The sequence below is a fragment of the Salinicoccus sesuvii genome (assembly GCF_042648145.1).
Lineage (GTDB): Bacteria > Bacillota > Bacilli > Staphylococcales > Salinicoccaceae > Salinicoccus > Salinicoccus sesuvii.
On the sequence record NZ_JBHRWV010000012.1, the window covers coordinates 13,312 to 35,415 of the forward strand.

The 22,104-nt window shown below is 43.5% G+C and carries 22 protein-coding genes; 13 read left to right on the forward strand and 9 right to left on the reverse strand.

Annotated features, from left to right (window positions below):
* Positions 1–52 precede the first annotated feature (52 nt).
* Complete coding sequence (locus ACFOJ8_RS12400) at positions 53–1,015, forward strand: beta-ketoacyl-ACP synthase III (protein WP_380655973.1); 963 nt, start codon at positions 53–55, stop codon at positions 1,013–1,015.
* Entirely contained in the window at positions 1,008–2,249 is a 1,242-nt protein-coding gene (fabF, locus tag ACFOJ8_RS12405) for a beta-ketoacyl-ACP synthase II (RefSeq protein WP_380655970.1), read from the forward strand. Before ACFOJ8_RS12400 ends, fabF begins: the two co-directional genes overlap by 8 nt.
* A gap of 115 nt (positions 2,250–2,364) precedes the next feature.
* On the opposite strand, the gene trpS is transcribed toward fabF, so the two are convergent.
* On the reverse strand, positions 2,365–3,363 hold the full coding sequence (gene trpS, locus ACFOJ8_RS12410) for a tryptophan--tRNA ligase (RefSeq protein ID WP_380655968.1): 999 nt from the start codon (positions 3,361–3,363) through the stop codon (positions 2,365–2,367).
* Positions 3,364–3,660: 297 nt separating this feature from the next.
* Between trpS and spxA the strand changes: the two genes are divergently transcribed.
* From spxA to pepF, 3 genes are all read left to right on the forward strand, one after another.
* Positions 3,661–4,059 carry a transcriptional regulator SpxA gene (gene spxA, locus ACFOJ8_RS12415; protein ID WP_380655965.1) on the forward strand — a complete coding sequence of 133 codons (399 nt, stop codon included), beginning with the start codon at positions 3,661–3,663 and terminating at the stop codon, positions 4,057–4,059.
* A 168-nt stretch (positions 4,060–4,227) separates the two neighbouring features.
* Positions 4,228–4,872, forward strand: coding sequence for an adaptor protein MecA (locus ACFOJ8_RS12420; protein ID WP_380655962.1), 645 nt, complete (start codon positions 4,228–4,230; stop codon positions 4,870–4,872).
* Between the two features lie 359 nt (positions 4,873–5,231).
* Positions 5,232–7,031, forward strand: a complete 1,800-nt coding sequence (gene pepF / locus ACFOJ8_RS12425) for an oligoendopeptidase F (protein ID WP_380655959.1) — start codon at positions 5,232–5,234, stop codon at positions 7,029–7,031.
* Positions 7,032–7,452: 421 nt separating this feature from the next.
* Here pepF and ACFOJ8_RS12430 read toward each other — a convergent pair whose 3' ends face one another.
* Genes ACFOJ8_RS12430 through ACFOJ8_RS12440 form a run of 3 tightly spaced genes read right to left on the reverse strand, consistent with a single transcriptional unit; the run spans position 7,453 to position 9,212 of the window.
* The gene (locus ACFOJ8_RS12430) at positions 7,453–8,244 is read right to left on the reverse strand and encodes a DsbA family protein (RefSeq protein WP_380655956.1); all 792 of its coding nucleotides are present in this window, start codon (positions 8,242–8,244) and stop codon (positions 7,453–7,455) included.
* A gap of 13 nt (positions 8,245–8,257) precedes the next feature.
* Positions 8,258–8,626 (reverse strand): globin domain-containing protein, encoded by a 369-nt coding sequence (locus ACFOJ8_RS12435; RefSeq protein WP_380655953.1) that lies wholly within the window; start codon positions 8,624–8,626, stop codon positions 8,258–8,260.
* Complete coding sequence (locus ACFOJ8_RS12440) at positions 8,610–9,212, reverse strand: CYTH domain-containing protein (RefSeq protein WP_380655951.1); 603 nt, start codon at positions 9,210–9,212, stop codon at positions 8,610–8,612. Before ACFOJ8_RS12440 ends, ACFOJ8_RS12435 begins: the two co-directional genes overlap by 17 nt.
* 119 nt (positions 9,213–9,331) lie before the next feature.
* Between ACFOJ8_RS12440 and ACFOJ8_RS12445 the strand changes: the two genes are divergently transcribed.
* From ACFOJ8_RS12445 to fabI, 6 genes are all read left to right on the forward strand, one after another.
* On the forward strand, positions 9,332–9,676 hold the full coding sequence (locus ACFOJ8_RS12445) for a UPF0738 family protein (RefSeq protein WP_380655948.1): 345 nt from the start codon (positions 9,332–9,334) through the stop codon (positions 9,674–9,676).
* Between the two features lie 27 nt (positions 9,677–9,703).
* Positions 9,704–10,327 (forward strand): GTP pyrophosphokinase, encoded by a 624-nt coding sequence (locus ACFOJ8_RS12450; RefSeq protein ID WP_380655945.1) that lies wholly within the window; start codon positions 9,704–9,706, stop codon positions 10,325–10,327.
* A gap of 28 nt (positions 10,328–10,355) precedes the next feature.
* On the forward strand, positions 10,356–11,150 hold the full coding sequence (locus tag ACFOJ8_RS12455; protein WP_380655942.1) for an NAD kinase: 795 nt from the start codon (positions 10,356–10,358) through the stop codon (positions 11,148–11,150).
* 77 nt (positions 11,151–11,227) lie between these two features.
* Positions 11,228–12,601: a magnesium transporter gene (mgtE, locus tag ACFOJ8_RS12460; protein ID WP_380655940.1), complete on the forward strand. Its 1,374-nt coding sequence runs from the start codon at positions 11,228–11,230 to the stop codon at positions 12,599–12,601.
* Between the two features lie 10 nt (positions 12,602–12,611).
* On the forward strand, positions 12,612–14,471 hold the full coding sequence (locus tag ACFOJ8_RS12465; protein ID WP_380655937.1) for a cation:proton antiporter domain-containing protein: 1,860 nt from the start codon (positions 12,612–12,614) through the stop codon (positions 14,469–14,471).
* Between the two features lie 173 nt (positions 14,472–14,644).
* Positions 14,645–15,412, forward strand: a complete 768-nt coding sequence (fabI, locus tag ACFOJ8_RS12470) for an enoyl-ACP reductase FabI (RefSeq protein ID WP_380655934.1) — start codon at positions 14,645–14,647, stop codon at positions 15,410–15,412.
* Between the two features lie 104 nt (positions 15,413–15,516).
* On the opposite strand, the gene ACFOJ8_RS12475 is transcribed toward fabI, so the two are convergent.
* The 5 genes from ACFOJ8_RS12475 to ACFOJ8_RS12495 all read right to left on the reverse strand — a co-directional run bounded on the left by ACFOJ8_RS12475 (position 15,517) and on the right by ACFOJ8_RS12495 (position 19,937).
* Positions 15,517–16,446 (reverse strand): IS3 family transposase, encoded by a 930-nt coding sequence (locus tag ACFOJ8_RS12475; RefSeq protein WP_380659939.1) that lies wholly within the window; start codon positions 16,444–16,446, stop codon positions 15,517–15,519.
* Positions 16,395–16,928, reverse strand: a complete 534-nt coding sequence (locus tag ACFOJ8_RS12480) for a helix-turn-helix domain-containing protein (protein WP_380655931.1) — start codon at positions 16,926–16,928, stop codon at positions 16,395–16,397. Before ACFOJ8_RS12480 ends, ACFOJ8_RS12475 begins: the two co-directional genes overlap by 52 nt.
* 80 nt (positions 16,929–17,008) lie before the next feature.
* Positions 17,009–17,521, reverse strand: coding sequence for a YjcG family protein (locus ACFOJ8_RS12485; RefSeq protein WP_380655929.1), 513 nt, complete (start codon positions 17,519–17,521; stop codon positions 17,009–17,011).
* 64 nt (positions 17,522–17,585) lie between these two features.
* Complete coding sequence (locus tag ACFOJ8_RS12490) at positions 17,586–18,311, reverse strand: alpha/beta hydrolase (protein WP_380655927.1); 726 nt, start codon at positions 18,309–18,311, stop codon at positions 17,586–17,588.
* 66 nt (positions 18,312–18,377) lie between these two features.
* Entirely contained in the window at positions 18,378–19,937 is a 1,560-nt protein-coding gene (locus ACFOJ8_RS12495) for an alanine/glycine:cation symporter family protein (protein WP_380655923.1), read from the reverse strand.
* Positions 19,938–20,108: 171 nt separating this feature from the next.
* Between ACFOJ8_RS12495 and ACFOJ8_RS12500 the strand changes: the two genes are divergently transcribed.
* Complete coding sequence (locus ACFOJ8_RS12500; RefSeq protein WP_380655919.1) at positions 20,109–21,209, forward strand: AI-2E family transporter; 1,101 nt, start codon at positions 20,109–20,111, stop codon at positions 21,207–21,209.
* Between the two features lie 113 nt (positions 21,210–21,322).
* Entirely contained in the window at positions 21,323–22,057 is a 735-nt protein-coding gene (locus ACFOJ8_RS12505; RefSeq protein WP_380655913.1) for an MBL fold metallo-hydrolase, read from the forward strand.
* The last annotated feature ends 47 nt before the right edge of the window (positions 22,058–22,104 follow it).

The window sequence follows — 22,104 nt, forward strand, 5'->3', positions numbered from 1 at the left end:
GATGTGATAAATTAGTACCTAGTGATAATATGAGATTATAAGGTGTGATCAAATGAAACAAGTCGGCGTATTGGGCTTGGGGACATATGTGCCTGAGAAAGTATTTACCAATCATGATTTTGAAAAGATTCTTGATACTTCGGACGAATGGATTACAGAAATGACGGGAATTAAGGAACGCCGTTATGCAGAGGGTATGGAAACGAGCGATATGGCATATGAGGCTGCCAAGGAAGCGATAGAGAACTCGGGAGTGGACAAATCTGAAATCGACTTGGTTATTGTAGCAACCTCAACAGGCGACCATCAGTTCCCGACGGTAGCAACAGTCTTGCAGCATAAACTCGGTCTGCGCCAAGTGCCTTCGATGGATCAGCTTGCAGCTTGTACAGGGTTCATCTACGGCATGGTGACTGCCCAACAGTTCATCCAAACAGGCACCTATAAGAAAGTACTTGTTGTCGGTGCGGATAAGTTATCTAAGATCACCGATTTTTCAGACCGTTCCACAGCTGTACTGTTTGGAGATGGCGCTGGAGCTGTAGTTATGGGTGAAGTTTCGGAAGGATATGGCATGCATTCATTTGAGCTCGGCAGCAATGGTGCTGGTGGCTCATACTTATATGATGAAGAAGAAACAGGAAATATAAAAATGAATGGTCGAGAAGTCTATAAGTTTGCTGTTAGACAGATGGGCGAATCGAGTGTCAATGTGACTGAAAAGGCAGGACTTGTTAAAGATGATATAGATATGCTGGTGCCTCACCAAGCAAATATAAGGATTATGAATGCGGCGCGTGAACGTATGGATTTGCCGAAAGAAAGAATGAGTACTACGGTCGATAAATACGGCAACACCTCGGCGGCTTCGATACCATTGAGTATCCATTATGAGATTAAAAATGGTAAAATAAAGTCAGGAGATACTCTTGTTCTGGTCGGCTTTGGCGGCGGCCTGACATGGGGTGCAATCTGCCTGACATGGGGAGACAATAAGGAGGAAACTCATGGATAAGAGAAGAGTAGTAATTACGGGTATCGGTGCGTTGACACCAATTGGCAACTCTGCACCCGAAATGTGGGAAAATGCATTGAAAGGCGTCAACGGCGTCGACAAAATCACCCGCATAGACAATAGCGACTATAACGTGCATGTTGCAGGAGAGCTCAAAAACTTCGACATCGAAGACTACATGGACAAAAAAGAAGCACGTCGCATGGACCGTTTTACGCAGTATGCGATGGTAGCTTCAGATGAGGCTGTTGCTGATAGTGGGCTTAAGGTTACTGATGAAAACCGTGAGCGTATTGGCGTGTGGATTGGCTCAGGTATTGGTGGTATCCAGGCACTAGAAGATGGATTCAAAGTGCTCTATGAAAGAGGCCCTCGTCGCGTGAGTCCTTTCTTTGTTCCAATGATGATACCTGATATGGCAAGTGGCCAAGTATCTATTAAGCATGGTCTCAAGGGACCGAATGGTGCAACGGTCACTGCTTGTGCAACGGGCACAAACTCAATCGGTGAAGCATTCAAGTTTATTGAACGCGGCCAAGCCGACGTAATGGTATCCGGTGGTACGGAAGCACCGATTACGAGAATGGGTGTGGCAGGTTTCCAGGCCAATAAGGCACTTACCACATCTGATGATCCAAACAGAGCTTCTCGTCCATACGATAAGAACAGAGACGGATTTGTTATTGGAGAAGGCGCAGGTATCGTTGTACTTGAAGAACTCGAGCATGCTAAGGCACGCGGTGCGAAGATTTATGGAGAGATTGTCGGCTATGGTACAACAGGCGACGCCCACCACATTACAGCGCCCGCAGAACAAGGTGAGGGCGGTGCGCGTGCGATGATTGAAGCGATGAAAGATGCAGGCATTGAGCCTGAAGACATTGGCTACGTCAATGGACACGGTACGAGTACACCGTACAACGATATGTTTGAAACGATGGCTATCCGAAATGTCTTTAAAGATCATGCATATAAGTTGCTTGTCAACTCCACAAAATCCATGACTGGCCACCTCTTAGGAGGAACCGGTGGAATGGAAGCGATCATTACAGCGCTCAGTCTTAGAGACGGTAAAGTTCACCCGACAATCAATCTGGAAACACCAGATCCTGAATGTGACTTGAATTACGTTACAGAGGGTGCAGTCGAAGCAGATTTGAAATACGCCATTTCAAACAGTTTCGGTTTCGGAGGGCACAATGCCAGCCTTATACTGAAAAAATATGACGAATAAATAAAAACCTGTTTCCTCTCTAAGGGAGGAAGCAGGTTTTTTAGTCATTGTAGTACGGTCTTACCGCTAATTTTCGAAAAAAGAACCGGGATTATCCCAGTTCGTCTGTTACTATTTATCTGCGCTTTCTACCAAGTCCCATAGCGCGTTCCATTTTTTCCACCATTTTATCTGCTTTCCTAGAAGCTTTCATCGCACCGCGATCCAGGATGTCATCGAGTTCTCCACTTTCCATATAATCGTTCACTTTTTCTTGGAAATCGGTTAGGAATGATTCGACAACTTCGCCTAGCTCGGATTTGAAAACTCCGTAATTGCTGTTTGCATATTGCGTTTCAATATCTGCAATACTTTTCTCAGTCAGTGCCGAATAGATGGTCAGCAAGTTGGATATGCCCGGTTTTTCCTCTTTGTCGTACGTCACTTCAATACCTGAATCGGTTACTGCGCTGCGAATCTTCTTAGCAGCTGCCTTCGGATCGTCTAGAAGTGAGATGAACCCCTTTTGGTTATCATCACTCTTTGACATTTTCTTCGTTGGATCATTTAAGCTCATGATACGTCCGCCGACTTCAGGGTGTTTGACTTCAGGAACAGTCAATATGTCATTGTATTTGGAATTGAAGCGCTCTGCCATGTTACGCGTCAGTTCAAGGTGTTGGCCCTGATCTTCACCGACAGGAACTACATCGGTACCGTAGATCAAAATGTCCGCAGCCATTAAAGATGGATAGGTCAGAAGGCCGACACTGATACCATCACGCTGATTTTGTTTTCGTGCCTTATCCTTGAACTGCGTCATACGTTCCAATTCTCCGATATAACCGATGCATTGCATCATCCATGCAGCCTTTGCATGGGCGGCCACTTCACTTTGTACAAAGAGCGTGATCTTTTCTGGATCGAGCCCGGAAGCCAAATATATGGCTGCCAGTTTGCGGGTATTTTCCCTCAATTTTAATCTATCTTGCGGGACAGTTATGGCATGCTGATCGACAATGCAGAAATACGCATCGTATTCCTCTTGCATCTCCACAAATTGCTTATAGGCGCCGATATAATTTCCTATTGTCGGTATCCCACTTGGTTGAACGCCTGAGAATAAAGTTTTCATTTTTATAGTCACCTTTTTATTAGTCATTACTCATATGATAATAAAATTTTAACTGGCTTGCAATACAGGATAAATAAGTGCAAGACGGAGCACAGTAAAATTTTTCTAAAAATTTGCGAGATTATTACATAATTCTCATTTAGTTTTAATCTTCGTGCTGTATATTATGCATTGTAGATAAAGTTTATATCGAAATGTATCAAGTTTCACAAAAATGGCACCAATTTAGTTTGGCTAACTGTAAAAATGGGTATAAACTATTATTACAAATCTTTATGAAATTGGAGTGTGAGTTGTATGGTAACACTTTTTACTTCTCCAAGTTGCACATCATGCCGTAAAGCGAAAGCATGGTTACAAGAACATGAAATTCCTTACACTGAAAGAAATATATTTTCTGAACCGCTTGGTCTCGATGAAGTGAAAGCAATACTCAGAATGACCGAGGATGGTACGGATGAGATTATTTCCACGAGATCTAAGACTTTCCAGAAACTTAACGTGGACATCGACAGCATGCCGATGCAGGAACTTTACACATTGATTATGGAGAACCCAGGTCTTCTTAGGAGACCAATTATTATGGACGAGAAACGTTTGCAGGTTGGTTACAACGAAGATGAAATTCGTCGCTTCCTTCCTCGTACTGTAAGGACGTTCCATTTGAACGAAGCAAAGCGCCTTGCTGAACTCTAGGCGCCTTCACTAAATGATCAGTCATATACTTAAACACCTTGATGCCCGCGGATTGAAATCCACGGGTATTTTGGCGTATAATGACATAACAATTCTAAAAGTGGTTTTAGCAATTCAGAATAAGGTATAATATATATAAGAATCATGCTTGAGAGAGGAGTGAGAAGTATGAGGATTGAAAGAATTGATGAATCAACAATCAAGTTTTTCATTACCTACCAAGACATCGAGAAACGTGGGTTTGATAAAGAAGATCTATGGATGAACCGTAAACGTGGAGAAGAGTTCTTCTGGTCCATCATGGATGAAGTGAACTACGAGCAGGAAGAAGATTTTTCAATGGAAGGACCGCTATGGATTCAAGTCCACGCCTACGACAAAGGAATCGAAGTGGTTGTTTCCAAATCTCAGGATGATAAACCATTCTCAACGGAGCAGACGCCTATGGATATAAATAATAATGATGTTGAACAGTTCCTCGAAAATATTGCGACAGACTCTGAAGAAGTAACACCAGTCACAAAAGAACCAGTCATGGTTAAATTTGACGAATTCGAAGATCTAATAAAGTATACGCATGAAGTGGAAGTTGATGAAACTGTCTACGAAGATTTGCTCATAGTATACAAGGACGGATATTATTATCAAATTTTCTTCGATTACCGCATGGATTTCATGGACATGGAACGTATTGAAGCCAAACTTCTCGAATACAGTTCTCCTGCTGAGATATCCAGTATGGTAGTAGAGGAATATGGTAAAGTTATCATGGGTATGAATGTAAGAAATAAAGTAAGAAAGTTTTTCAAATAAAATTAAATAATTTGCATATAAAATAAAAATCTCCTTTTCATGTCATGTGAAAAAGGAGATTTTTGTTACCTATTTATTGAATCCATTAATAGTACAGCTATGATAATTTCGAAAGAAGCGAAAGGGTATGTACCAAAATTAAAGCGAATAGCATGCTCCTGTTATCTTGTCGGCGACCATCTTTTTAGCTCCATGTTTATTTACAAAGCTACTATTAGGGAAACGGAGTTCAAAAAACGGATTAAACCTACTTCTTCAAAAGCGTATATATCGTTATGTATTTCACAATAAGTTTCGATACTTGAAATTTATGAAGAATATTGAGAAAATTACATTATCAAAAAAGTGGAGGGAAAATCATGTCTAAAGTCATTACACGTGAACAACAAGAAGAGAAGTATACATGGGATCTTCAAACAATTTTTGAATCAGACGAGGCGTTTGAAGAAAAGTACAAAGAATTGGAAGGCCGTCTTGGTGAAGAGGTACAGTTCCAGGGGAAAATCGATTCATCCGAGGCTCTGGCAGCTGCTCTAGAAACCGAACGAGCAATTAGTGACGAGATTGGTAAACTGTTCGTCTATGCGCATCTAAAGCATGACCAGGACACATCGAATGATACATACAGTGCACTGGAGTCGAAAGCCCGTACACTGGTAGTTAAATTCAATACAGCCTGGAGCTTCCTCATCCCTGAGATCATGAAAGTCGATCAGGAAACGTTGGAAACATGGCGTCAGGAAGAGCGACTCTCCGAGTTTTCATTCGATCTTGAGAAGCTCAACAAAAAGCGCGAACATGTTCTCAGTGACAAGGAGGAAAGGCTTTTGGCCCAGGCTGGGGAAGTCATGTCAAATCCGACATCCACTTTTGGCATGTTCAATAATGCTGACCTTGAATTCCCAGATGCAGTGGATGCAGAAGGCAATACCCACGCATTGACGCAAGGTACTTATATCGACTTGCTCAAATCAAGCGACCGTACGCTTAGACAGTCAGCATACGAAAATCTCTATAGTACTTATGGTGCATTTAAAAATACATTGAGTCAAACGCTACAGGGTGTAGTCAGTACACACGTATTCCAAGCTCAAGCACGTGGGTATGACTCTGCGAGGCATCAGGCACTCTCAAACAACTTTATTCCTGAAGCAGTATATGACAATCTCGTAAAAACGGTAAACGATCATTTGCATCTGATGCATCGCTATACTGAACTACGCAGAAAGCAGCTGGGTCTCGATAAGCTCAAGATGTATGATGTCTATACGCCGATGATTAAAGACGTGGAATTTGAAATGACTTATGAAGAAGCAAAAGATTGGATGCTTAAGTCTCTTGAACCGATGGGAGACACATATCTCAATATCATTAAGGAAGGCCTTGATAGCCGCTGGGTTGATGTCTATGAGAACAAAGGTAAGAGAAGCGGTGCCTATTCCTCAGGAACTTACGGTACTAATCCGTTCATACTGATGAACTGGCAGAATAACGTTAACAACCTGTTTACTCTGACCCATGAGTTTGGCCACAGTGTGCATAGCTACTACAGTAGGCAGAGCCAACCATCCAACAAGTCAGGTTACTCCATTTTTGTGGCTGAAGTGGCCAGCAATTTTAATGAAGCACTGCTTGCCGACTACATGTTTAAAAATCTAGAAGATACGAAGAAGAAACTCTATCTGTTGAATGAACAGTTGGAAGGGTTCAGAGGTTCCGTCTTCAGACAGACAATGTTCGCAGAATTCGAACACAAAATCCATTCCATGAAAGAGGCAGGCGAACCGCTTACTGCAGGAAGTTTAAACGCAGTATACGGAGATCTGAACCGCAAATACTTTGGTGATGCGGTAGAATACGATGAATATATTGATGTGGAATGGGCAAGAATTCCTCACTTCTATATGAATTACTATGTATATCAGTACTCCACAGGTTACGCTGCGGCGGCGAGTCTATCCAAACAGGTACTTGAAGGGGATACTGACGTTGCTGAAAGATATATTAATGAATTTCTTAAAAAAGGATCATCAGACTATCCAATCAACGTACTGAAAAATGCAGGTGTCGATATGACAACAAGTGAACCTATCGAAAATGCAATGAAAGTGTTCGAATCACAGCTCGATCAGTTTGAAGCACTACTAGAAAAACTTTAGAAAACTAAATTCCTCCCGATGGATTTTTATTCATTGGGAGGAATTTTCTGATAATATATATAAAATACATGTCTATATTTTATATACATGATTTAAATGGAGACGTTTTCATTTTGACGGTATTGTGAAGACGTACTCAAAATATTGTTTGAGCGCGTTCAGCATGGTATATTTTATACATGAAATTTTTATCACTAAAACATACCCCTTTGTTTATATAGTGAAAAATTTCTCCCATCCCCTTTGTTTGAGCAGCGCACTATAGAAGGTGCGCTGCTTTTTTTATTTTAAAATTTTGGTATATATATACATTTTTAAATATTTGTGATTCCAGAAGTTCTTATTTCTATCATTATAGTGTTTCATAATAAAGGCGACATCAGCATTGCTGATGTCGCCTTTATTATGAAGTATAGAAATACTATCTTCCAAGTACTGATGTGCCACCTCGTATTTGATAATACATGCCATCTTCCGTTTCAAATTCTTCCACTAGCCGTTGTAGACGCAATTTCTTAAGTTCATTCAATAAGAGGCCTGTCCGCCATTCAAACACTGTCTTCAGTTCATGAAAACTGACTACTTCATAGGATTCGATATAGTCCTGTATGCTCGGTAGAGGATGCTTCTCTATCTCCATGTCGATGAGTTCGTTGATGATGTAGGTATATATATGATAGGGATAAACACCTTCTACTTTGACGCCTTCAGCTTCAATGTCACCAGAGAAGAAGATCATGGCTGGTAGTGCTTCGATATCCATTTCACGGTAGACCATGAGATCTCGTTTAAGCAGACTACGTACTTCTTCCGAATGGGCATCAGCCATAAATGCATGAACATCAAGGCCCGCAAGTCTGGCACTTTCTTCCATGTGCTGAATGGTACATATATTTTTTGTCGGCACAATCCGATTCAAAACATAGCGTATGAATGCACGGGCTTTATTACGCCCCTGTACCTCTGCTGCTTTATAAGCAAGTGCGATGTTATCGATATCTGATGTGGATTGAGCTTGGCATTTCGTCAGCACTTGCAAAGAAGGGGCCAGTATTTTCTTGATTGTGACATGCCCGCGGTACTCCAGCTGTAGTTTATTTATAATCGGTTCCAGCGCACGGCAATCTTCTGAGAAAGGATCAAAGAAGTAGAAGATTTCGATGTGATGGGATGTCGGTTCGAGTACGAGTGACTGTGTGCCAGTTCTATTCATATTCTCACCCTACTTAATCTATTGAATTCACCATATGGTTTGCTGTCAGTGTGTACCGTGCCATGATGAACGTTTTCAAGTCATCTTCAAGCGCCACATCATCCATCGCTTTCTCCATATTTTCGAGCCATGCGTCTCGCGCTTCCGGTGTAATACGGAAAGGCACATGACGCGCTTTCAGCATTGGATGACCGTACTGTTCATTATATAGGTTAGGTCCGCCAAGAAACTGAGTCTGAAATAGTTTCTGTTTGTATGCAGTCTCAGTCAAGTCGTCAGGAAAAAGATGGTTAATACGCGCATCTTCTGCTACGTAGCTATAGAAGATATCAATCATGCGATGCAATTTTTCTTCTCCGATATCCTTATAGGGTAGTGGCATAGTTATCACCCGAGCGAATACTTTCAAGCTTATTGTAGAAACGTTCGACTTTGGTCATTTCCTCACGTCGTTCTATACCGTATTGTTCCAGCAAGTCTAGAAACCGTGTTTCTCCCTTGTCGTAATGATCCACTTCGTACTCCAATTCAAAGTCTTCAGTATCGAGATAATTATTCTTATCGAGTACAAGTAGTCCTTCACGATAAGGGACTTCCATACGTTCTGTGGATAGTGCACCGTAGATCTTGAGCTGTGTGGTATCTATATTAAACCGTTCGAGCTCGCCAAGAATCAGTTCTGGCACTTCGTCTTTACGAATATTACGATCGAAGTTTAGATCGCTTTCAACTTCGCCGTGGTATTCCATGACCCCTCTATTTGTGGGCTCTTTTAGTGTCATGATCTGCTTGCCGCCCGTATCCCTGATTCTGAGCAGAAGTCGATGGTGTTTCAAAGCGAGATCCGGGGTATCTATATAGAAGTTGGTCTGCACGAAGGATTGTGCACTGCTGAATAGTGCATTGTGCATACGCCCATACTCTTCACCGGTCAAAAGGTTTTTAAATTCGATTTCTAATTCTTTCATCAGATCCACTCCTTAATCATTATTATCTATAATTTGAAATGCAGTGTAAAGTAAACAGTTTATGTCGTTATCAAATGACAGATACTATGGTAGAATAAATGGCGCAAGGAGTGAAAATAATGGACATATATGTAACTGAGATAAAGCACGAAGACAATGCATTGAAATGCTACGCAGATGAAGATACAACTGGGCTACAAGCAGCGTCCCGTATGATCGTCGACTCTGATAATATGGCATTCATTTACCTTCTAGACGACGGCGAACAATATAGACGTGTGCATTTCGTTAAAGAGACGTGGTCGATGCTGAAGAAACATCACGAGGCTGAAATCATTTTGAATACGGATGTGATTCTAACCGATTTCTGGGATGAGTTGGATTATCTTGTCGACAACATCGATGGTAATAACAATTACGGCGAAGCATTTGAAATGGCAGTCAAAGAAGAGTTCACACATTAGAACGGATTTAGGACTGGAGTGTAAGCGATGGAACAGTGGGAGAAGTTTCTTTCACCTTACAAGCAAGCTGTCGAAGAACTTAAGGTGAAGCTGAAAGGCATGCGGCAGGACTATGAGCTCAGCCGTCAGTCCTCTCCGGTGGAATTCGTGACAGCACGAGTGAAACCGGTACAGAGTATCATTGAAAAAGCTAGTGCACGCAATATCCCATATGATCGCCTTCAAGAAGGTATGTATGATATTGCTGGAGTGAGGATCATGTGCCAGTTTGTGGATGATATCGAAGTTATTTGTTCGCAGATTCGCAATCGTGCTGATATGAAGGTAGTTGAGGAGCGCGATTATGTTGCCAACACTAAAGAAAGCGGTTATCGCTCGTATCACCTGATTGTAGAATATCCGGTCGAACGTCTGAGTGGTACAGTTAGCATTTTGGCAGAAATCCAGATCAGGACACTATCGATGAATTTCTGGGCGACGATCGAACATACACTGAACTATAAATACAGCGGGGAGTACCCGCCTGAAATAAAGAAGCGCCTCCAGAATGCAGCGGAAGCGGCATATCTTCTCGACCAGGAAATGTCCGAGATCAGAGAAGAAATTCAAGACGCGCAGAAGTACTACACGAAAAAACGCCATATGCGCTAACACGCGGACTATAGAAAGGGGCGGCAGTATGAAATTTTTCATTATTTCCAAAGGGGACACCAAATCAAATGCTTTAAAAGATAAAATGATGAACTACATGTTGGACATGGGCATGACGTCAGACCAAGAGGCACCGGAAATCGTTATCTCGGTGGGGGGCGATGGTACACTACTCCAAGCCTTTCATCGTTATCAGCATCTCCTCGATCATACGGCCTTTGTCGGTGTACATACAGGACATCTCGGATTTTATGCAGATTGGCTGCCCCAAGAAGTTGAGCGCCTAATCATCGCCATACAGAGCGATGAGTTCCAAGTGATAGAATACCCGCTGCTCGAGACGGTGATCCGTTACGAAGCGGAGGGTACAGAGACACGCTACTTGGCGCTCAATGAAGCGACCCTTAGGACCGATAACGGTACGACTCTAGTGATGGATGTTGATATAAGGAATCAACACTTTGAGCGGTTTAGAGGGGATGGACTATGCATTTCCACACCATCTGGCTCGACAGCCTACAATAAGGCACTTGGTGGGGCACTTATCCATCCATCAATCGAAGCGATACAGATTACAGAGATTGCATCCATCAATAACAGAGTATTTCGTACAGTCGGTTCTCCGCTCGTTTTACCAAAGCACCATACATGTCAGGTGTTACCGGTGAACAGCGAAGTCTATCAGATGACAATCGATCATATCAATCTTGTGCACAAGGGCGTCAAGTCCATCCAGTTCAGGGTGGCAGATGAAAAAATGAGATTCGCCCGTTTCAGACCTTTCCCATTTTGGAAAAGAGTGCACGACTCCTTTATTTCTTAGACTTCAAAGCACTGTCGAAGTGCTTTTTTAATTGTTTTATATAATCTAGAATCAGAATATACGTAGGTGGTGGCATCATGGCTGAAATTGTAGAAAAAACAGAAATCGAGCTGGAGTACGAGTCATTGCTCGTTCATTTGAGGGAAGATCATATCGACACTTTCCGGGACGTGTTTTTTGATCTTCACAATTATGAGCAAAGTGAATTCTATCTTGGACTTGAAGAGACCGACCGGCAGAAAGTCTATCAGTTCCTCAGTCCAGAAGAAGTGGCGGAATTCTTCGACAGTCTCGAACTGGATTCTGAAGAATACGAAGGACTGTTTGATGCTATGGATGCGCGCTATGCAGCGGAGATGCTCGGGGCTATGCAGTACGATAACGCCGTCGATATTCTGAGTGAGGTCTCAAAAGAGAAGCTTACTTCGTTCCTGACTTTAATGGAGCGGGAAGATGCACAAGAAATACGCAAGCTCATGAACTATGAAGAGGACACTGCCGGTGGTATCATGACTACTGAATTTGTCAGTGTCACTTCACTGATGACAGTACGTGAGGCTATGCGTCACTTGAAAAATATGGCGCCCGACTCTGAAACCATCTACTATGTATTCGTTGTGAACAAGGATCGTAAGCTTGCAGGTATCCTCTCGCTCAGAGAACTGATTATTGCAGATGACGATGCCTATATCGGGGACATCATGGTTGAACGTGTCGTCTCCGTACTTGTATCAGAAGACCAAGAAGAAGTAGCACGCATTATGCGTGATTACGACTTTCTGGCAATGCCGGTTGTTGATTACCAAGATCATCTACTCGGTATTATTACAGCCGATGACATCATGGACGTCATTGACGAAGAGGCGAGCGAAGACTATTCCAGACTTGCAGGTATGACAGAGATCGAACCGGCTTCTGACTCTTCATTCTCCACAGCGAAGAAGCGGCTGCCCTGGTTGATTGGGCTCACTTTCATGGGAATGATTACAGCGGCCCTGTTGACCACTTTTGAGGACACACTTGCACAGGTTGCGGTACTTGCAGCCTTCATCCCAATCATCGGCGGAATGGCCGGAAACAGCGGTACGCAGTCACTGGCCGTTTCCGTGCGTGGTATTGCGACAGGGGAGATAAAAGACACGAGCAAGATGAAGCTCGCCCTACGTGAGACTGGTTCAGGACTGATTACAGGATTAGTGTGTGGTCTTATATTATTTGGTATCATCAGTCTCTTGTATCAGTCACCAATTCTTGGTATTATCGTCGGAGTGAGTCTGCTGATTGCCATGACTTTGGCGACACTGCTTGGTACTCTGGTACCGCTCGTTATGAGCCGTTTGAATATAGATCCAGCAGTTGCCAGCGGCCCATTTATTACAACTGCAAATGACATCATCAGTATGCTCGTGTATTTCTCACTCGCGAACGCATTCATGTCTTATTTGCTATAAGGAGAACATAATGGAACATGGACCATCCGTAGTATCATTGGCAATTGTCGTGTTGGCAGCATTGCTGACACCAATTCTGATTAATAGATTAAAAATAAGTTTCCTGCCGGTGGTTGTAGCAGAGATTATCATTGGGGTCATTATCGGTAAATCATTTCTCGACATCGTCGATGCAAGTGATCCGTGGCTGAATATACTCTCAACCCTCGGTTTCATATTTCTGATGTTTCTCAGTGGGCTGGAAATCGATTTCGATGCATTTACGCAGAAGTCTTCTGGTCAAAAGAAGTCTAAAGTACTGAAACGTCCATTGCCAAATACGCTCATGCTGACTGTCGGATTATTTCTTGGAATTCTTGCACTGAGTTTTCTGTTCGCTTTCACAATGCAAGTTTTTGGTGTATTTGATGACGTATTTTTACTTGTTATCATCATCTCTACCATATCACTTGGCGTCGTTGTGCCGACGTTGAAGGAAGCGAACCTGATCACTACGCAGATGGGTCAGATTATTTTGCTTGTCGCTGTCCTTGCGGACCTTGCAACAATGATCATGCTGGCTTTTTATTCTCAGCTCTATGCAGATTCAAGCCAACCAATCTGGCTAATGTCGATATTGATTGGATTCGCTATACTGTTCTATCTTCTTGGAAGAGTTATGCACCAGTCCCATCTCATCAGGCAACTCAACAATGGTACGATGCAGATCGGTATCCGGGGTGTCTTTGCACTTATCATCATGCTCGTGGCATTGGCTGAAGGCGTTGGAGCGGAGAACATTCTCGGCGCCTTCATCGCTGGCTGTATCGTGAGCTTACTGAAGCCAGAACAGGATATGGTACACAAGCTAGATTCGTTCGGCTATGGTTTCTTTATCCCGATTTTCTTCATCATGGTGGGTGTAGATCTCGATTTGCCTTCACTTTTTTCGGATAACCGGGTCTTTATTCTGATACCTGTTCTGCTTGTTGCATTCTTACTGAGCAAGCTTCTGCCGGTTGCCGTACTACTGCGTTATTTCGACTCTAAACGGGTCACTGCTGCAGGTTTCTTATTGACATCGACTCTGTCGCTTGTCATTGCAGCGGCAGTCATCGCAGAAGAGATCGGCATGATTACAAACGCTGAGAGCGGCATGTTCATATTGAGTGCCGTCATTGCATGTATCATCACACCTGTAGTCTTTAAACAGCTCTATCCTAAGGGGGAAAACGAAGAGCGTACAATCAATGTCACAATCATCGGTAACAATCAGCTAACAGTACCTGTTGCACACAGCATTGCCGGTGGACTCTATCACGTAAAACTCGTTTTCCACAAGAACTATACAGATGCGCGAGAAAAGAACACTGAAAACCTGAGCTTCCACGAAATTCCTGAGTATTCCGAGGAATGCCTTGATGCCATCAACGCTTTTGATGCGGACGTCGTTGTCCTTGGAGCGAACGATTCCAATATTAACTGGCGTGTGGCACAGATGGCCGAATCGCACGGAGTCGAACGTATCATATATCGTGTAGATGATCCTGCACAGGAAAATGCGGTCAAAGATAGTGGTTTCGAGCTGTTCTCCACGATGCTCAGTTCAAAAACCTTGCTGCGTGGTCTGATCGAATCACCAAATATGATGCAGCTCCTGTCTGATGAGGAGACGTCCATTTATGAAATAAAAATGAACAACTACCGCTACGACAATATGATGCTCAGAGACTTCCCGTTCACTGGGGATATCATCTTCCTGAGAATACTGCGAGGTCAAGAATCTCTTGTACCTCACGGTGATACTCAACTGTTTGTCGATGACCGGATCTTCATGACCGGCTCTAGAGAATACGTCGAGGAACTAAAGCGTGAACTTGAGCTCTACTAATTGAGGCGTGCACTCCTTTTCATGGGGTGTGCGCTTTTTTTGACGTGTAAATCGCGTAGGAAAATATCTTTTTTGTTGCATTTCAATTTGAAAAAATGTAGATTAGGAGTAGGTACTAATAACAAACTATAATTGCGGATGCACGCAATGAGTTGAAGAAGGAGTATATACTTATGAATCTCGAAGGTAAAACTTTTGTCATCATGGGCGTTGCCAACAAGCGCAGTATCGCTTGGGGCGCAGCACGCGCACTCGATCAGTTGGGGGCAAAACTTGTGTTTACGATTCTGAACGAGCGTTTCAGACGTGAGCTGGATAAACTCCTCGGAGAGCTTGAAGGCAACCACGACATCATCGTTGAATGCGATGTAACGAATGACGAACAGGTTGAAGCTTCATTCAAAGAAATCGGTGAAAAAACTGGTGGAATTGATGGCGTACTGCACGCGATTGCATTTGCAGGTAAAGACGAACTTCAGGGCGGTTACAGTGAAACGACAAGAGAAGGCTTCAAGAATGCCTTAGATATCAGTGCTTATTCACTGGCTGTTGTTTCAAAGTATGCTAAAACAATCATGAATGAAGGTGGAAGCATCGTAACGATGACCTACCTTGGCGGCGAGCGCGCAATGCCAAACTATAACGTCATGGGTGTGGCAAAAGCAGCCCTCGAGTCCAGCGTACGCTATCTGGCACTTGATCTCGGAGAGTCCGGCATCCGTGTCAACGCAGTATCTGCAGGTCCAATCCGTACACTCAGCTCTTCAGCAGTCGGCGATTTCAAATCAATTCTCAAAGAGATTGAAGAACGTGCGCCACTTAAGCGTAATGTTGACCAGATTGAAGTGGGCAATACAGTTGCCTTCTTACTAAGTAGTTTCTCAAGCGGTATCACGGGTGAAGTACTTCACGTTGATTCCGGATATCATATCATGGCATAAGTGATAAAATGCAAAAGCTGATTATAGCTTTTGCATTTTTTACTAAAGAATATGAAAGAACCCGTACTCTCCATGTAGTGAACCCATAAAGTTGAACTTTTTGATTAAGCAATATCTTCGAAGGTATGTCTTCTGTAATTTACAGGAGACATACCTTTTAATTTTGTTTTAATTCTATCATTGTTGTAAAAATCGATATACTGATGAATTGCTGCTTCCAGTTCCGTATAAGTCGCGAATGCTTGTCCATAAAACATTTCCTGTTTCAACAGCCCAAAGAAGTTTTCCATCGGTGCGTTGTCCAGGCAGTTCCCTTTTCTGGACATGCTCTGAAAGATTTTGTGCTTTTCAAGGTATGTGACCCACCTTTTATGTTGATAGTGCCAGCCTTGATCAGAATGGACAGTCATCCGATAATCCAGGACCGGGCGACGCTGGACTAACGCTTCCAAAGGGGCTAAAGCGATGTCGAGTGTCGGTGAACGGTCGATTGTGTAAGATAGGATTTCTCCGCTGTATACATCCATGAACGGTGAGAGGTAGAGTTTTTCCCCTGTCGCTGAAATGTTGAATTGCGTCACATCCGTTAATACTTTTTGATAGGGGCGATCCGTATTGAACCGGCGCGTCAGTTTATTCCCGGCAATTTTACCGACTTTCCCCTTGTAGGACTGATATTGGCGGTTTCTGTGTTTGAATTTCACACAAAGCAGCTGGTACTGACGCATCAGACGCAATACTTTCTTATGATTCACCACCCAGCCCCGCTGCTTCAAAGCCAGGCACACCCGGCGGTAGCCATATCTGCCTCTGCTTTGGCTGACGATCTCCCTGATCTGTTGAACAATCTCCGTGTCCTTCCCCTGTGCTTTGGATAAACGGTCATTCCAATACTTGAATACACTTTTAGCGATACCTGCGGCCTCAAGCAGCTCTTTGAGCATATACTGGCCGGTCTCCCTTAGCTCTATGATCGCGCTTACTATTTCTTTGTTCGTTTGTCTCGAGCTAAGGATTGTAACTTTTTTTCCAATGCGATGGCGACTTCGAGCTGACGATTCTCTACTCTTAACCGTTCAAGCTCTGCCCGTTCGCTTTCATTCAATGACTGGGCGGTCTCTTTTTCAGGTTTGGATGGCTGCCTGCTCATGGATTTGGATGGCCTGCCTTTCGGTTTGGATTCTAAACCCAGCATACCATATTGATCATATCTACTCTGCCACTGGGCAACGACAGAGGCGTTCGGAATGTCAAAGGCAACCGCTGTCTCCCGGTAGGACAGCTGGTGTTTCAACCGGTGCTGTAACACTGCTAACTTAAACGCTTGCGTATACTTTGATTTCCGCATCCCCGCTGTGAGCCCCTGCACCCCATTTTGATTGAACTGTGTCACCCATGTCCGAAGTAGTTTCGAATCTATTTTATACTTTACTGATAATGGCCGGTAACCTGAATCGCCATTCAAATATTCGTGCACCACTTTAATCTTGAAATCTATCGAATGTTTTCTATGCATACAAAAGCACCCCTAAAGTTGAATTTTGGAGTTCAACTTTAGGGGTGCACCTCACCATGAGTACGGGTTCATATTATTATCTAGCCTTCACCAAGTCGGTATGTCTCATAAACTTGCCATACACCGTTCTCCAGTTGATAGAGTAGGCTGATCTTATCCAGTGTTTCTTTGTGTTTGATGCCGATCATGCTCAAATGTCCAAAAATATCTTCATACTCCTGGGTCGTTTGTCCCTGAGCAATGGTCAAGTGCGGTACGAAAGGATGCTTATTCTCACCATGGAAATCACCTGTGTTTAGGGCATCATGCAGTGACTCGAGCGCTGCATTTTTCTCTACTTTAAAATAGATGACAAGGGAGTTCGGTGAGAAACTGGATACTTTCCTGATTTCGATTTCAGTAGGCTGATGTTGCTTCGCCACATCGCTCAAGCGTTTTGCAATCTCTTCCTTGTCCGACTCATCTGCTTCAAAACTCTCTTTGATCGTAATATGCGGGGGAATGAGTGCATAATGTGTATCGTATCTTTTTCTGTATTGATTTACTTTATCCTGGAGTTCTTTGGATGGGAAAATTGCTACTCCGAACTTCATCGTGATTCCTCCCTATCTATTATATTTTCAATTATAGCAAATTTCTTACTAGTTGGCATAGTCATCACCCGAGAAAATGTTTCAACACCGATTCGAGCTCAGGCTTCCAAGATTTCCATACATGACCACCTTCAAGTTCACGGTACGTATATTCGAGCGGCTCGGAAGTTAGATATTCACTTAGCTCGCGGTTTGGTGTAAGGAAATCTGCTTGCTCCTTTGAAATAGTAATGAAGTCGTCTTCTTCGAGTCCAATAGTATGATAGAGGTCGAGGTGCATGAGTGACATCTGGGACTGGAAGCGCTCGATGAAGGCATCATCAACATACGGGCTGAATGCTAGCGCCTGCGAAAATGTAGCCGGATAGGCTGCAGCAACAGAAAAGGCGAAACTGCCTGCAAGTGAATCTCCCATGAGTGTACGGGATGTCCCAACTTTGAGTGTTGGGAAATTCGTATCGACCCAGCTGATTAGCTCTCTGGCGACAAATGCGACAAAGTCATCGTGATGCGCACCGTTAGGACTGAAATAGTCATTACGCCACTCTACACTCGGATAAGGGACGCCAATGATAATGGCACGTTCGACTGCTTCTTTTTCCCGGAGGCGTTCATATATTCTCTCCACCTGGCCATATCTGAAGAAATCTTGCGAGTCGAATGTAATGATCACCTCGTGCTTATATAGATCTGAAAATTGCTTTGGCAAATAGTACTGTATTTCATAAGTCTCTTTGAGTATTTCCGATTCTATCTCGACAGTGTGAATCTTGCCTGGTTGCATTTCCATAAAAAAACCCCCTCCTGGCTAGTTTACCAATAAGGAGGGGGATTCGAAACATATATTCACAATATATCAGCGCTTGAGATTTTCAACATCCGGGTTGTGTGCTGCTTCTTCTCTAAGGCGTTTAGGATAGTCATTATGCCAGAAATGAGCTTCTTTGACTGTTGACGGGTCTGGTGTGTAGACTGCATACTTGCCAGATCCCTTCTCTTTCTTCTGACGCTCAAAGTCTCTCAGTGCTGCCAATGCTGGCTTCTGCAAGATTAGAATAGCGATAACGTTGAGCCATGCCATGAGCCCGACCCCAAGGTCACCCATATCCCATGCCAGTCCTGCTGAGTTCACAGTACCGTAGAATACGGAGACAATCAGGAGCACACCGAGCAAAATCTTCAGAATCGGCCATTTACCATGCGTCAAATAGACAAGGTTTGTCTCAGCAATGTAGTAGTAGGCGAGTATTGTCGTATAGCAGAAGAAGAGCAGGGCGAACGATATGAAATAAGATCCGAAACCGACAAAATTAATATCAAAACCATCCTGGCCACTGAATACTTTATCGAGGCCTGCTTGCGTATACGCGACTGTGCCACCTGGGTTTTCTTCACCATCTGGAGATAACTGATAGACACCACTATCGACTATAAGGCCGTCATTGCCGTCTGAGACGTTGTACATGCCAGTCATCAGGATCATCAATGCTGTTGCTGTACAAACAAACAGTGTATCCACGTATACGGAGAATGCCTGTACAAGCCCTTGTTTAGCAGGGTGGGAAACTTCAGCTGCACCGGCTGCATGTGGTCCCGTACCTTGACCGGCTTCGTTGGAGTAGATACCGCGCTGAACACCGATTGCGATCATGGCCCCGATGATACCACCAAATTGTTGCTCGAGACCGAATGCACTGCGGAAAATAAGACCGAACATTGCCGGTACTTGTTGGATATTAAGGATAACGACGATAATTGCAACACCGATGTAAATGAGTGCCATGAAAGGCACAACCGCTGAAGCTACGTTTGCAATGGAACGAATACCACCAAAAATGACGAGGCCGACCAAAATAACAAGTATAATACCGATAATCCAGTGTTGAACAGGGAATGAGTTAGTCATGGATCCTGCGATTGAGTTGGACTGGATTCCTGGAAGCAAGAACCCGGTCGCTAGAATCGTCACCAGCGCGAAGATGATGGCGTAAGTCTTACCCAGCTTTCCGCCAATTCCTTTTTCTATGTAGTATGCTGGGCCCCCGCGATACTGTTTATCTTCGTTCTGCTTATAAATCTGAGCGAGCGTTGACTCGATGAAAGCACTACCTGCACCGAGGAATGCAATGAGCCACATCCAGAAGATCGCACCCGGACCTCCAATGAAAATAGCAGTCGCGACCCCGACGATATTACCTGTGCCGACACGTCCGGATAATGATACCGCAAGTGCTTGGAAGCTTGAGATACCTACTGGCGATTTTTCCCCTTGGAACATAAGTCTGATCATTTCCTTGAAATGTCTGATCTGGAAGAATCTCATTCTTAAACTAAAATAAAGACCGACAGCGAGTAGACCGTAGACGAGCGGACTACTCCATACCCATCCATTTAAAACATCAACAATTGCCTGCATCTTATTTCCCCCTTTTACACTTTGTAGATAATTAACATTTTTTAAAGAAGATTCTGACAACATTTATCATACTTTGACTTTTATGATTTGTCCATATAAATTTAAACACTAATGTATTTTTATGATACACTGTATACACCCTTAAAAATGGCATAAAAGGAGCAGTTGCATATGACAAAGAAAGTCTGGTTCCAAACCGGCGTGGCCATCATCATCACACTTTTGATCATCATGCTCGTTATACGAGTGAAGGTCATCTTCGAACCGGTATTTACCATCGTTACAACCATATTCGTTCCCTTGCTGCTCGGTGGATTATTATATTATATAACTGAACCCATTCAGCGTTTCCTTGAAAAAAGAAAGGCTGGGAGACTGACCAGTATTCTAGCAGTCTTTATTATCATACTGCTCGTGATTACAGCGCTTGCGATGATTATCATCCCGCTAGTTACGCAGCAAGTGCAGAACCTTATCAGTCGTGCGCCACTGATTCAGAACGAAATCCAAGAATTTTTCAATATTGCACTATCTTACCGTGATCGATTGCCCATCGATACTGAGCAATACATTCAAGATGCGGTAGATCGCGGATCGCAGATGTTATCCAATTTAGCGAGTAACGCATTTACTATCGTAACAAGTACTGTTAGTGTACTGATTACGCTGATTCTTGTACCGTTCTTCTTCTTCTTTATGCTGAAGGACCATGAGAAATTTATCCCATCTATGGTATCGCCGTTTAGAGGAGCGACAAAGCAGTTTATGACTGAGCTACTCTATGATATCGACCGCACACTAAGGGCCTTCATACAGGGCCAGATGCTTGTGAGTTTCATACTTTGTATCATCCTGTACATTGGATATACCATTGTCGGCCTAGAATACGCTTTGTTACTTGCATTATTTGCGCTATTTATGAACCTGATCCCTTTCCTTGGTCCATGGATTGCATTTCTGCCTGCTGCTTTGCTCGCAGTCATACAAGACCCGTATCTTCTAATATGGGTATCGCTCATCACATTGATCGCTCAGCAGATTGAAAGTAACTTGATTACGCCAAATGTTATGGGTCAGACACTGAAACTGCATCCTCTGACAGTCATAACGGTCGTACTTGCTGCCGGGAATATTGCTGGATTTATCGGCATCCTGATTGCGATACCGACCTATGCAGTGATAAAGACCATCATTCAAAATATCTGGAGATACCGCGGCAACATCAAAGAAACGATGTTCACTACAACAAGTGAGGGCGGATCTCTCAAATAAATCAAAAGTGGAGAGCATCTCCACTTTTTTTATTGGCATAGAAAATGGCTCCTTGCTTGTATGTGTTTAAATCTGGGTATGTGAAGTAAAAGAAGATCAGAGGAGATGATGCTATGAAAGTCATCATTGTAGGAATGTGGAACAGCTTTCCTAAAGGACCTGAACCGACTTCCGGCTACCTGATCCAGAAGGACGGGGTTTCGATTCTCCTTGATGCGGGCAGTGGTATTGCCTCAAGTGTCCAGAAGTATGTATCAATTCATGATATCGATCATATTTTCTTATCTCATTACCATCATGACCATTCTGGAGATATCCAAGCTTTTATGCTTGCTAGGAAGATGGCCAGACAGCTTAGAAGAGTGGATCGAAACCTCAAGGTGTATGGTCCTGAGAATGGTCCCCTCGTAAAAACCATAAGACGCGCGAAGTACAGCACGTTCATGCCTGTGCGAGCGCAGAAGAATTACACAGTAGGTCCTTTCCATATCGATTTTCATCGCAATGACCACCCAGTGGAAACCTATGCCATCAGGGTTACCGACAACGAGGGAGCTGTATTCGTTCATACATCCGACTCCAGTTATCTAAGCAGCCTTATGCGGTTCGCATTCGGCGCAGATATACTCGTCATCGACTGTAAACTTTACGAAGGTTTCGACGGTCGTGTGGATGGACACATGAATGCCGAGCAGGCCGGGCGGCTTGCATCGAAAGCTGATGCCCAGCTGACCATTTTAGCCAACCTACCACATCACGGGGAGCTTGAAGTGCTGCTCGATAGTGCCAGACAACATCCTACAAACACAATCAGGCTAGCAGAAGCCGGCATGAAGCTCGAGACTTAAAAACAAGCATCTGAACAAAGGTTCAGATGCTTGTTTTTAGTTTGCGT